Origin of the sequence: Sporosarcina sp. D27 (genome assembly GCF_000586555.1) — a bacterium.
Lineage (GTDB): Bacteria > Bacillota > Bacilli > Bacillales_A > Planococcaceae > Sporosarcina.
The window spans coordinates 1-12,222 of record NZ_AZUC01000062.1; the positions used below are offsets into that span (position 1 = coordinate 1).

At 42.4% G+C, this 12,222-nt stretch carries 18 protein-coding genes; 5 read left to right on the top strand and 13 right to left on the bottom strand.

The window, feature by feature from the left end; all coding sequences use genetic code 11:
- Window positions 1-160: 160 nt before the first annotated feature.
- The 7 genes from N693_RS0117180 to N693_RS0117210 form a co-directional block, all read right to left on the bottom strand.
- Entirely contained in the window at window positions 161-472 is a 312-nt protein-coding gene (locus N693_RS0117180; protein ID WP_025786064.1) for a hypothetical protein, read from the bottom strand.
- A gap of 70 nt (window positions 473-542) precedes the next feature.
- Window positions 543-794 carry a stage VI sporulation protein F gene (locus tag N693_RS0117185; protein WP_025786065.1) on the bottom strand — a complete coding sequence of 84 codons (252 nt, stop codon included), beginning with the start codon at window positions 792-794 and terminating at the stop codon, window positions 543-545.
- A gap of 21 nt (window positions 795-815) precedes the next feature.
- Window positions 816-956: a YjcZ family sporulation protein gene (locus N693_RS20055; protein ID WP_081760281.1), complete on the bottom strand. Its 141-nt coding sequence runs from the start codon at window positions 954-956 to the stop codon at window positions 816-818.
- Between the two features lie 88 nt (window positions 957-1,044).
- On the bottom strand, window positions 1,045-1,398 hold the full coding sequence (spoVAE, locus tag N693_RS0117195) for a stage V sporulation protein AE (RefSeq protein ID WP_025786066.1): 354 nt from the start codon (window positions 1,396-1,398) through the stop codon (window positions 1,045-1,047).
- A 19-nt stretch (window positions 1,399-1,417) separates the two neighbouring features.
- Window positions 1,418-2,425 (bottom strand): SpoVAD, encoded by a 1,008-nt coding sequence (locus tag N693_RS0117200; RefSeq protein WP_051508778.1) that lies wholly within the window; start codon window positions 2,423-2,425, stop codon window positions 1,418-1,420.
- The gene (gene spoVAC / locus N693_RS0117205; protein ID WP_025786068.1) at window positions 2,419-2,874 is read right to left on the bottom strand and encodes a stage V sporulation protein AC; all 456 of its coding nucleotides are present in this window, start codon (window positions 2,872-2,874) and stop codon (window positions 2,419-2,421) included. Before spoVAC ends, N693_RS0117200 begins: the two co-directional genes overlap by 7 nt.
- Window positions 2,874-3,275, bottom strand: coding sequence for a hypothetical protein (locus tag N693_RS0117210; RefSeq protein WP_025786069.1), 402 nt, complete (start codon window positions 3,273-3,275; stop codon window positions 2,874-2,876). The genes spoVAC and N693_RS0117210 overlap by 1 nt, the downstream gene beginning before the upstream one ends.
- Window positions 3,276-3,399: 124 nt before the next feature.
- Between N693_RS0117210 and N693_RS0117215 the strand changes: the two genes are divergently transcribed.
- A complete protein-coding gene (locus N693_RS0117215) occupies window positions 3,400-3,942 on the top strand; it encodes a CotY/CotZ family spore coat protein (protein WP_025786070.1) in 543 nt (180 codons plus the stop codon).
- A 103-nt stretch (window positions 3,943-4,045) separates the two neighbouring features.
- Here the strand turns inward: N693_RS0117215 and N693_RS0117220 are convergent, their stop codons facing one another.
- The gene (locus tag N693_RS0117220) at window positions 4,046-4,414 is read right to left on the bottom strand and encodes a hypothetical protein (RefSeq protein WP_156028961.1); all 369 of its coding nucleotides are present in this window, start codon (window positions 4,412-4,414) and stop codon (window positions 4,046-4,048) included.
- Window positions 4,415-4,513: 99 nt separating this feature from the next.
- Window positions 4,514-5,887 (bottom strand): magnesium transporter, encoded by a 1,374-nt coding sequence (gene mgtE / locus N693_RS0117225; RefSeq protein WP_025786072.1) that lies wholly within the window; start codon window positions 5,885-5,887, stop codon window positions 4,514-4,516.
- Between the two features lie 92 nt (window positions 5,888-5,979).
- Between mgtE and prpE the strand changes: the two genes are divergently transcribed.
- Complete coding sequence (gene prpE / locus N693_RS0117230) at window positions 5,980-6,720, top strand: bis(5'-nucleosyl)-tetraphosphatase PrpE (protein WP_025786073.1); 741 nt, start codon at window positions 5,980-5,982, stop codon at window positions 6,718-6,720.
- Here the strand turns inward: prpE and N693_RS0117235 are convergent.
- Genes N693_RS0117235 through N693_RS19485 form a run of 4 tightly spaced genes read right to left on the bottom strand, consistent with a single transcriptional unit; the run spans window position 6,687 to window position 9,524 of the window.
- Window positions 6,687-7,649: an RluA family pseudouridine synthase gene (locus N693_RS0117235; protein ID WP_025786074.1), complete on the bottom strand. Its 963-nt coding sequence runs from the start codon at window positions 7,647-7,649 to the stop codon at window positions 6,687-6,689. The genes prpE and N693_RS0117235 overlap by 34 nt on opposite strands.
- Window positions 7,624-8,430 (bottom strand): NAD kinase, encoded by an 807-nt coding sequence (locus tag N693_RS0117240; RefSeq protein ID WP_025786075.1) that lies wholly within the window; start codon window positions 8,428-8,430, stop codon window positions 7,624-7,626. The genes N693_RS0117235 and N693_RS0117240 overlap by 26 nt, the downstream gene beginning before the upstream one ends.
- On the bottom strand, window positions 8,430-9,104 hold the full coding sequence (locus tag N693_RS0117245; protein WP_025786076.1) for a GTP pyrophosphokinase family protein: 675 nt from the start codon (window positions 9,102-9,104) through the stop codon (window positions 8,430-8,432). The genes N693_RS0117240 and N693_RS0117245 overlap by 1 nt, the downstream gene beginning before the upstream one ends.
- 27 nt (window positions 9,105-9,131) lie before the next feature.
- Window positions 9,132-9,524, bottom strand: coding sequence for a hypothetical protein (locus N693_RS19485; RefSeq protein ID WP_025786077.1), 393 nt, complete (start codon window positions 9,522-9,524; stop codon window positions 9,132-9,134).
- A gap of 127 nt (window positions 9,525-9,651) precedes the next feature.
- Between N693_RS19485 and N693_RS20770 the strand changes: the two genes are divergently transcribed.
- The 3 genes from N693_RS20770 to N693_RS0117265 all read left to right on the top strand — a co-directional run bounded on the left by N693_RS20770 (window position 9,652) and on the right by N693_RS0117265 (window position 11,685).
- A complete protein-coding gene (locus N693_RS20770) occupies window positions 9,652-10,389 on the top strand; it encodes a lytic transglycosylase domain-containing protein (protein WP_305809384.1) in 738 nt (245 codons plus the stop codon).
- A 94-nt stretch (window positions 10,390-10,483) separates the two neighbouring features.
- Entirely contained in the window at window positions 10,484-10,876 is a 393-nt protein-coding gene (locus N693_RS0117260; RefSeq protein ID WP_025786079.1) for a globin, read from the top strand.
- Complete coding sequence (locus N693_RS0117265) at window positions 10,873-11,685, top strand: DsbA family protein (protein ID WP_025786080.1); 813 nt, start codon at window positions 10,873-10,875, stop codon at window positions 11,683-11,685. Before N693_RS0117260 ends, N693_RS0117265 begins: the two co-directional genes overlap by 4 nt.
- The last annotated feature ends 537 nt before the right edge of the window (window positions 11,686-12,222 follow it).

Below are 12,222 nucleotides of genomic sequence, written 5' to 3' on the forward strand. Positions count from 1 at the left end.
CCCCTCGGAAAGCGTCCGCTCACAGCGGAAATCAACTTTGCATAGATAATTCTATTTTAAAAGAAAAAGACTGTAGGCAAGCCCCATGATTTCTGGAGTTTGTCTACAATCTGAAGCCCCATTCCAATTTTAGGAATGGGGCTTTTTATCAGGGTGCTTATTATGCGTATTCGTTTACAGTCAGACCTTTTCCTACCACTGCTGCTACTTGTTTTGACAGAATAGTAGGATCCGGTTGGATAAAACCTTTTTTAGCCGGTGACAATGGTCGTTGCTGATTCGCAATCTCACCAAACTCCTCTTCAGAATTCCTTTCCCGCTCACGCCGAAGAACTCGTTGCCATTCTTCATAATCTGCCTGTGATTTAATAGATTGGACTCTGTCAATATAAGAAACTGCAGGCGAAGCTTCCTCCAAGCGGTTTGCATACATTTGTGATTGGATGTTCTGAATCGGCAGTAGGTAACCCATTGCCTCCACCTTCCTTCTCGATAAGTTGTTAGTTCACTATACCCGGTTGTTAGGGGAACTAAACTTTTTTTTATTTCCCTAACATCCTTTGAATGTCTGCGATATTTACAGGCTGACCACTGGAAATAAGAGAGTTGACTAGTTCATCTTCTAAATGTTTGGGTACATTCTTATTCGCCAGCATCCCGACATTTTGAATAATTCGCCTCACTTGTCGTTCATCTTTAAAATCAGCATGTTGAATGGCATTCGCTAATGCAAAAACTTCTGTCATTGGTACACCAGTTTTTGATTCTATTTTCTTGAAGAAGGAGTCATTCATACTCCCGGTTCCCCCTCTCATTTAGCAGAACGTACTTCCAACAATAATTAGCAATATGAACAATACAACGATAAGGATGAACGTAGATCCGCTTCCTTGATGACAGCCGTAATCGGATGCACCTTCATAACGCGGTTCTCCGTAGCAATAGTTTCCATACATAAGAAAATCCCCCCTCTCTTCCCTGTATCCTATGCAAAGACACAGCGAAGCGGGCGGGACATTCGCATATTTATTTTTTGTTGTAGATTTAGATAGTTCCTTTTGACTTAAATATAAGTGCAGCGACGAATCCGAAAATGATAGCTGCACTGATACCCGAACTTGTCACTTCAAACATTCCAGTCAAAACACCTATAATGCCATGCTTTTCTGCTTCAGCTAGGGCACCGTGTGTAAGCGCATTCCCAAAAGATGTAATCGGAATAGTTGCACCTGTACCAGCAAAATCAATCAGCGGTTCATACAGTCCGAACCCATCCAAGATGGAGCCTGCAACCACTAATGTACACAATGTGTGTGCCGGGGTGAGTTTGCCTACGTCCATCATCAACTGTCCGATGACACAAATGAGTCCACCTACTATAAAACTTGTTATAAAAATGGATAGCAATTTGAACCACTCATTTCATTTGGATTTCCACTGCATGCGCAATACAGGGAATCGTATCGCCTTGCTGATAAGATAGAGGGGACATTAAGGACCCGGTCGCAATCAATAACACCCGCTTGTATGTTCCGGACAGCAACTTATCATACACTTCAGAGAAATAAGCAGATGCCGAACATCCTGAACCACTAGCTCCTGCAAGAAATTCTGGATGTTTGCCATAATACTCTGCTCCCGCATCTCGAAATACACTCGAAACATCATAATCCCAACGGTCAAGTAACGTTTTGAATAGCTCGAATCCGATTTTCCCTAAGTCCCCTGTCATGATCAAATCATAATCGTCAACCGTAGAACCATGGCCTTCCAAATGACGTTTAAAAGTATCGGCAGCAGCTGGTGCCATAGCAGCTCCCATATTTAGCGGATCTGTCAACCCTAGATCCGTTACAATTCCAATCGTTCCGCATGCAATAATCGGCGCACCTTCTATATGAGGAATAATCGTAGCTACTCCTGCTGCACTTACGGTCCATTGAGCTGTAGCCCCTTTTTGACTCCCGTATTGCAGGGGATAACGAAATTGACGTTCTATAGCATTGTGTTGACTGGAGGACCCCGCGACTACTAATTCAGCCATTCCAGATTCCGTTAACAGTGCAGCCATTAATAGAGAAGAAACAGAAGTAGCGCAAGCTGAAAACATTCCCAGATAAGGAACCCCAATTGTGCTTGCCGCAAAGTTGGAAGGAGTCATTTCGTTTACTAAATCGCCCATCAATACAAATTCGGCATCTGTTGGGGTCTTGTCCAGCTTACTCAATGCGATCATGCAAGCGTCTTCCATCATTTTTGCATGACCTTGCTCATTCGTCTTTAATCCGCAACGTTCGTCATCATAATTCTTGTCAGCATACTTGGAAAAGGGACTCTTCTTCACCTCCAAAGGACCAACCGTGACACCAGTTGATGCAATCACAGGATTAGATGCAAATGTCAATAACCCTCGTTTGTTTACCAAGATACCACTCCTAATCCAACGAGTACCGTTTTAATGAGAGCAACTACAAATGCCGAAAAGACACCATATAAAATGACGGAACCTGCCAGTTTGAACATATTGCCCCCGACACCTAATACGTACCCTTCAGATCTGTGTTCGATTGCCGCAGATATCATCGCATTTCCAAATCCAGTAATTGGAACTGCACTTCCTGCTCCACCGACCTGAGCAATTTTTTTATAGTATCCAAACCCTGTTAATAGCATAGAAATGAAAATCATCGTGGCAACTGTAGGATTACTTGCCGTTCGTTCTGTGAAATCAAAAAAACTAATATAAAAAAGTGCAACGAATTGACCAATAAAGCATATTAAACCTCCAACTACAAACGCGTTTATACAATTTTTCAAATACTTTGGTTTGGGTGTGATCTGTTGTTCAAGTTGCTGATATTTTTTTTCATCCATTAGGTCTCTTCCTTTACCAACGCACTAATTTTTTTCATCTTTTTTAAATAATTCTGTTCATTCTCTTTTTCGATTACCTTGTTTGTTTCCAACAACACTTTGCTATCTGCGGATACCGTAATTTTCAGGTCCGGATACATTTTTTCTAGCTCTTTCGAAAGTTCCTTGGCAATCTTCCGCTTTTTAAATCTCTCAAAAGTATTAACGCGTAGCCCTGCAATCAACCGATCGTCATGGATCAGCATGACTGCATTTTTAATACGTTTATCTTCTCTCAACAACGTCTCCGCTTGTTGTTCATCTATATCTGTTGTATTAACGGTTTTAAAACCAACCGAAGTCGAGCAACCCGCCAGCAGAACCAGGATGAATACAAGGAGCAGTAATTTACGAATCGCCATCCCCTCCTTTTTTAACCAGTATGTCTATTTTGCATGCATTTTATTCATAACGGTTCAAGCGCCCTGCCAATAGGTAGCAGACTGCCATAAGGTATAGAGAACAAACGAGAGGAGGAAATGATCAATGAGTTGTGGATGTGGAAAGAACGAGAATACGGGGGATAAGGATAAGGTGAATCCAGTTCATGGACACTGTGTTTGTGAGGCAGTTCGCTTCATTAAACGCCTTCAGGATACGCATAGAGACGACGACTGCTTCGACTGCGATACAGACTGTTTCATGCGACCATTAGGCAGCTTGGTGAATCCTGCGAACGAACGCTTTAATACACGGGTGTTTTCTTTACTGACAGAGGACGGTGACTTCTTTAAAGCGATGTTTCGTCCGAAGAGCCATACACATCATGGCATCAATTGTTTCTCTGTATTCTTCAGAGTTCAAAACGTCTTTGACAATTGCTGTGCAACCCTAATGGTACTTGAGCCTTTAGACAAAGATGGAAAACCAGTCGATATTACTGACTGTGGTAAAATTTGCCTTGACAAACTTTGCAAAGTGGAACGATTCAGAGCAACAAAGTCTTGTATTACAGTTGACCTGAACTGCTTCTGTGCAATCCAATGTATCACAGATACATTTGTTACACAGTGCGACACACCAGCTTAAGCATCACCCCCGCGATGCGCGAAAGGGGACTGCCCACTGTGGTAGTCTCCTTTTTCTTTATACTAAAAAAGCGTCTCAGACTGTTTTAGCCTGAGACGTTTTTTTACATGAATGGTATTCCTTTCCAAAACACTTCCTCGATTTCCTGCAAGTCCAGCGTCCGTATTTCGTCCATATCTTTACTTTCTTGCTTCACTTCAATCGCAATCTGTGAATCGGTCATAGCGGAAATACCGCCCGTTAGTAATTGACCGTTCACTAGAAACTGTAGTGGCCGATATGCATTGCGGGGAAACGGTTCAGCTAAGTAACGTAACCTTTTGACAACCGGAGAATCCACCGTTGCTTCAATCACTTGTTGAGGCACAGTGTCTTCTTGCAATTCCTCGTTTTGTTCCATTAGTTCAGAATCATTACCTGACCAATAAATGGACGTACTCTCTTCTTTAACAACCTCGACAATCGTTACCATAGGGGGCCCGTCGATAAAAAGCAAAGGAACTTGAAGTGAAATATGCGCCACATCCTTTTTACTGCATTATATGCAACATCTGCCCATGCGTGACTGACGTTATAGCAGATTGATGAATGTAGTCGCTAATCCTAAGTAAATTAAAATACTGATCAAATCATTCAATGTAGTAATGAACGGACCCGAAGCGACAGCTGGATCGATTTTCATTTTGTGCATAAACAAAGGGATGAACGATCCAGATATAGTTGCCGCAAAAATGGATACGAAAATCGCTGCTCCGACTAGCATTCCGATCACCAATTCATGTTTCCAGAAAAAGATCAAACCGATCACAAAGACTCCACATATGAATCCGGTGATTAAGCCAGTTCCCGCTTCTCTTATCAATAATTTGAACTTACTTTCATCTTCTATGTCACGTGTGGCAATTCCTCGGACTGCAACAGCGAGTGCTTGTGTACCACTGTTACCAGCAGTTCCTGCAATCAAAGGAATAAATGCGGCAAGTAATGCCACTTGGGAGATTGTGTCTGTAAACATATCAATTAAATTCGCAGTAATCATCCCAAGTATAAGCAAAATAATTAGCCATGGTACTCGTTTCTTCGCTGCAGACAGCGAATTTTTGTCAAATGTATCCATATTTGACACACCAGCTAATTTCGAGTAGTCATCTGATGCCTCTTCTTCGAGGACATCGAGCACATCATCGACAGTAACAATACCGAGGATATGTTGCTGAAAATCCACGACTGGTACTGCAAGTAGATTGTAGTCTTGTGTTGTACGGGCAACGTCTTCCTGATCGTCTGACACGAGTACGCTAACAACACGTTCATTCATAATGGAGTTAATCAGCACATCTTCTTCAGAGGTGATTAAATCACGTAACGAAACAACCCCGGTTAGACGGTTGTCATCGTCCACAACGAAGACGTAGTAAATTGTTTCAGCACTTGGAGCCTGAATTCGAAGGATATTCATGGCAGATCGAACAGTGGAATTCTGGGGCACTGTGACATATTCAGTCGTCATGATCGATCCAGCCGTGTGCTCTTCGTAGTGCAATAGCTCCTTGATCTGAGCAGCTGCTTCTTTGTCCATGAGTGTCAAATAGCTGACACTTTGGGACTTATCGAGTTCTTTCAGGACATCGACCGCGTTATCCACAAACATGTAAGAAATCATCTCTGCGGCATACGTCGCCTCCATCTCCTGAAGGAACTCTTCGTATTCATCTTCATCAATTTCACTTGTTTCAAAAATCTCCGCCATTTCTTTAGGTGATAAGAAGTAGTACATCGTTTTTCGAAGTGCTGCTCCAGCCTCTTCATAGAAGATTGCGCGATCATAAGGATGGAGTAGCAAATACTCATCACGGAACGCTTTGATATCTTGCCGTTCTAAATCTTCCCGTAGCTTCTCTTCGTTGAAATCTATTTCTTCATTGCGGTCCTCTGTAGTTTCCATGGCTACACCCTCCTTTCTTTTCGCCAATTGGCACAACTCCTGTATACTACTTGTGTACTTTACAAATACTTCGTAAAAAGGAGTGTATTTATATGTTCGATATGATCGGTGATATACATGGTTGTTATGACGAACTGCTGGATTTACTAAGCACTCTAGGTTATTCCCTGAAGTCCGGAGTTCCAATCCACCCTTCTGGTAGAGAGCTTGCTTTTGTCGGAGATGGCATGGATAGGGGACCTTCATCCTTACAAGTAATGCAACTTTTGTTTGCGATGCAAGACAAAGGTCAACTCATTTATTCCCCGGGAAATCATTGTAACAAATTGTATCGTTTTGCTAAGGGCAATAATGTCCAACAAACGCACGGCTTAGAAACGACAATAGCAGAACTTGACTCCTTATCGAAAAAAGAAAGAACTCAAATACTGAACCGCTATCAACGATTTTATGAGACACTCCCCTTATACCAACAGTTAGACGGCGGAAAACTAATCATCGCACACGCTGGCCTATCTGAGCAATTGATAGGAGTTCCTTTCTCGCGAGCTGTCCGCACATTTGTCTTATATGGCGATATAACAGGGAAAACATTACCAGACGGACGTCCTGATCGACGTGATTGGGCAAAGTATTATCACGGAACCCCATGGATAGTTTATGGTCATACTCCAGTCAAAGAACCTCGTTTCAAACATCATACAGTAAATATAGATACTGGGTGTGTGTTCGGCGGTAAGCTTACTGCTCTTCGATGGCCTGAACTTGAAACCGTCTCAGTAGCTTCCCAACAACCTTTTCAACCCGAGAAGTTTACTGTGTATTCTTCTTGAGATTTCATTTCTTCTGGCAGGAGCCTTACCAAATCTTGTGGAAGTTCACTCACATAAGTAACGTAATTGTTCGTGGAAGGATGCTTAAATGATATGGAGCTGCAATGCAAAGCTTGTCGTGTGATCAGTTCACATGGGCCTCCATACAAATCATCGCCTAACAAGGGATGTCCGATATGCGCCATATGAACGCGGATTTGGTGGGTTCTTCCTGTGTGCAACTGGAGCTCGACACACGTATATTGACTACCATTCATCTCAAAACGATTTATTACTTGTACATCTGTACGAGCGTGTTGGCCATCAGAGCGAACTACCCGTTCAATGATACTTCCTTCTTTTCTACCAATTGGTAATTCTATGGTGAAGTTTTCCTCGATTACCCAACCACTTACAAACGCAATATATCGTCTACCAAACCCTGTTTGCTGCATTTGCGTGCTCATGAGGTGATGGATATGACGATTTTTTGCGACGCAGACAACACCAGATGTGTCTGTGTCCAAGCGCGTTACTACGTGAACTGTAGCTGGATGCCGTTCAACTGAATATTTCCCATAAATTGCATTTGCAAGAGTTCCATTTGGATGATTCCTTGATGGAATGGTTCCTTGCCCAGCAGGTTTTTCCACAATTAGAATCGAATCGTCTTCGTCTAAAATTGAAAGTTCTCCATGCTCTGGCTTTAATCCATTACCTATTTCTTCAGGAGGAAATTCAATAATTACGTGATCCCCCAGTTCTAGCATCCACCGGACAGTTCGCTCTTCCCCGTTCACCAAAATCCGACCACCGTCAAATTTAACGGAAGTCAATGCTCTTTTGGAGATACCTTTATTCTTCAGAAAGTCTCTTAGAAGAATCGACTCTTCTGTGATGAATTTCAGCAACAGCGTCGAAACGTTATTTTTCTTCATCGCTGGCAACAAACGATTCGGACACCCGTTTCCAAAATGGGAATGGTCGAAAACGAGCGAACGAAATTCGTTCCTTTGATACTTTATATTCTATGGACTTCACATCTTTTTGAAGCAACTGTAGGTGGTCAACAGTTACCATGAAATCAGGTCCTTTAACTGGTTTTAATAAGCATGAATGATGCGATGGAAGGACTAACGGTGATCCTACAGTCCGGAAGACCCGGTTATTTATGGACGCCATCTCAGTCAGTTGCATGCATGACAATGAAGGATGCAAAATCGCACCATTCAATGACTTACTATAAGCAGTAGATCCGGATGGTGTGGACATACATAAACCATCTCCACGGAATCGCTCGAAATGTTCTCCGTTCAGTTCCACATCCATGACAAGAGTGACTTCCGGTGATTTAATCGTCGATTCGTTCAAGGCAAGGTACGTGGATTTTTCTTCGGAATGTGTATAAGAAATTTCCACTTCAAGAAGCGGATATTGCACGACATGGTAATCTTTTCGTGCAATCATAATTACTAATTTCTCGATTTCTTCAGGCTTCCAATCTGCATAAAATCCAAGATGGCCAGTATGGATTCCGACAAACGCAGTTTCGTGAAGTCGATGCACATACTTATGAAAACCATGCAATAACGTACCGTCACCACCAATTGAAAGCACGATCTCTGGTTCCACCTCGTCATATTCCAAACCAAACTCTACCAAATACTCTTTTGCCTCTGCCATTAAACGATTGGATAACTCATCGCCACGTGATTGGATAACAAACTTCATCATTCTGGTTCCCCCTTCCATGAGGTATCTTGAATATCTCGTTTTTCCGTTTCTTTAAACGAACTGAAATACGATTGCGCTTCATGAATTTCATCACGTATGAGTGACATTTCTTCATCCAGTCTAAAAGCGGCTTCTGCAGCTCCTTCAAGCCGCTGTCGAATTACGTCTGGTAGCTCGCCTTGGTACTTATAATTTAAAGAATGCTCAATTGAAGCCCAGAAATTCATCGCAAGTGTCCGAATTTGAATTTCAGCAAGAATCGTCTTTTCGCCATGAATCGTCTCGACAGGATATTCGATAATAATATGAAACGAGCGATACCCGCTCTGTTTTTTGTTCGATATGTAGTCTCTCTCTTCAACAATCTTTAAGTCATTCCGCTGTCTAAGCATACCCACAACACTGCCGATATCATCGACAAACTGACACATTATGCGAAGTCCAGCAATATCAGGGACTTCAGCAGCCAGTTCCGGAGATGGCTCGAACGGGATGTTCTTTTCGAGAGTCTTGTCGTATATGCTAGCGAGTGGCTTGACGCGCCCTGTCACAAACTCAACTGGCGCATGCAGGTCTTCTAATTTGTATTGGTGCCGTAAGCCTTTTAACTTCACCTTAAGCTCCACCACTGCTTGCTTATAGGGAGCAAGAAAATCATTCCACATTCTCATCTAAAGGCCGCCTCCCATTCGTTCATGTTAGCTAGTTTGTTGTAGTGTCCCTTTGAATGCTTGCTCAACAGCATGCATGAATTCTTCCCCATAATTTCCATTTCCTTCTATATTGAAAACCAACATCATCAATTCTTCTGTAAAACCAATTAGTTGGACAGAACCATCCTCACACTCTATTAAAGGATCCCCATTATCCATTTCAATAAGTTGTTGCATGAGTGCCCATACTTCCTGCGGAAAATGCAGGTACCGATATTCTTCTCCATCTTCGAAGAGATACACGAAGCTAAGTGCATCTGAATCGGTAATCATCTTCCCTGAGGGGGAATCTCCAAGCATTTTTGTCGTGCCATCATAAGTGAAACAAACGGTTCCTTCTTTTAACTGTCCTTCAGTAATTCGATGTTCTATACGCACTTTTCCCTCTTCCCTTCCCCTATCAGTCAGTAAGAATAGTTTACCATAGAGTCGTCACTGTTGCAGTCAGGTTTGTGCTTTCAGCAATGAAATTGATATACTGAAAGAAGAACTAGAATTGCCACGGATGATTAAGTATCGGAAAGGATCGATTAGTATGGACACGAAAATGATTCGTACACTGTTCGAATTGAATTCACTACAGTCACTAGGGGCTGTTCACTCTGCAACCGAAACGAAAACAGGAGGTACAGATTTCTTTCAATCGTTATTAGACGAAATGACGAGTGAGAGCTCTGTTTCTGATTCGCTTTCAAGCTTCTCAGCGACAACACTCGGTAGTATTCAATCTCCACAAGGGATGAATTCGTTTGCGTTCTTCTCAACTCCATCTGTCCAATCGCCTACTGATGCAACTCAATACATTGACCAAGTTTCAGCAAGCAGACCTCCGCTCGTGTACAACGGAGGCAGTGTCAACACAGCTTATGCGCCATTAATCAGCAAAGCTGCAAAAAAATATGACGTGCCACCATCACTGATTGCCGCCGTCATCAAGCAAGAGTCAAATTTCGATAAAGACGTAGTCAGCCACGCTGGCGCAACAGGACTAATGCAACTCATGCCCGGCACGGCAAAGTTTCTAGGTGTTTCGAATGCATCTGATCCTGAGCAAAATATTATGGGCGGCGCTAAATACTTACGACAAATGCTCGACCAGTTCGGAGGCGATTTGAAATTATCGCTTGCTGCTTATAATGCAGGTCCAGGAAATGTCCGTAAATACGGAGGAATCCCGCCATTCCGCGAGACGCAAAATTACGTCACCAAAGTTATGAACAACTATAATACCTTTAACGCGTAAGGTGAAGCTGACGAACGAAAGCTATTTATTTGTGAAAGTTTTATGTGGTTGCTAAAATAGAAGTACAGAGTTACAACAAAGGAGAATGACATCCATGACACGAAAGCCTTTGATACCCTTTGAGGAGATCGGTGAAGCACGTTTGTCGGATCTTATCGACCGGTTTTACGCCAAAGTGGCTGTTCATCCGGACTTAATTCCCATTTTCCCTTCAGACCTAACAGAAACTGCCCGTAAACAAAAGCAATTCCAAACACAATATTTGGGCGGACCTAATATATATACAGAAGAACACGGACATCCGATGATGAAAGCTAGACATATGCCATTCGCAATCACACCAACACGAGCCAAAGCCTGGCTAGCCTGTATGGCTGAAGCGATGGATGAGGTTGGTCTTGATGGACCTCTTCGTGAAATTTATTATCAGCGCCTCGTCTTAACAGCCAATCACATGGTGAACCGAAGCGAGGAGGGAGATCAGTGAATCGAAGAACTTTCGCAGAAGTTGAACAGCAGCCGATTGCACATCCTCGGCCAATTGAATTATACGTATTTCTGGATCCTTTATGTCAAGATTGCTGGGCACTACAACCCATCCTTAGAAGATTACAAGTAGAATACGAACGCTATTTCACGTTGCGAATCGGACTGCTTACGTCCTTACCGAAGATGAATTACAAAGCACTCCCCTTAGTGGATGACGACTGTAAAGAAATGAGCGCATTTGAAAAATCACATCCTGCATTCCCAAGCATTGCGATCAAGGCAGCTGAGTTCCAGGGAAAACGTGCAGGCTTTAGATTTCTCACAAAACTATTCGAGTATTCATTTTTAAAATCACGTAACGTCAAATCATTTGCTGTTCTCGTAGAAATCGCCGAGAAATTGAAATTGGACAAACAGGAATTCATAAGCGATTTCTTCTCTAGAAACGTACTACAATCCTTACAAGTCGATCTACATTTAGCAAAAGAGATGGAAGTTATGAAATCCCCGACCTTCGTATTTTTCAATGAAAACATTGAGGATGAAGGACTCATGGTGGATGGTTCATACAGCTATGAAATCTATGAACAAATTTTAGAAGAGCTCACAGGATCTCCTATCATACGGGACCGCGCACCTTCATTGGAAGAGTTATTCAGCAGGTTCGAAATGCTCGCAACTGCTGAAATTGCAGCCATCTATGGCGTCCCTGAAAAAGAGAGCGAGCGAGAACTCAAGAAACTTTTACTGAAACAAGAAGTAGAACGCATTTTCATTAATGATAGAGTCTTATGGCGCAAACGCTAAAATAATTGAAATAGGAAACAGATGGAGAGTTGATCTCCATCTGTTTTTGTTTTGAGGTGAAATTTTGGGGGCCTGAGGGGTAGAGGAGGTGGCTGTGACTTGGTTATGAGCATTTTTGGGGAGTTATGAGCATTTTCTGGAGTTTATGATCACTTTTCATGATTTATGAGCACTTCCTCTGGCTTATGATCACTTTTTGTGGTTTATGAGCACTTTCTCGGGTTTATGATCACTTTCCACGCTTTATGAGCGCTTTCCCAGGTTTATGAGCACTTCACACGCTTTATGATCACTATCCCAGATTTATGAGCACTTCACACGCTTTATAATCACTTCCCCGGGTTTATGATCACTTCACACGCTTTATGATCACTTCCCCGGGTTTATGATCACTTTACACGCTTTATGATCACTTTCCCAGGTTTATGAGCACTTCACACGCTTTATGAGCACTTTCCCAGGTTTATGAGCACTTCACACGCTTTATGAGCACTTTCCCAGATTTATGAGCACTTCTGGTATTTTGTCAATAAACGT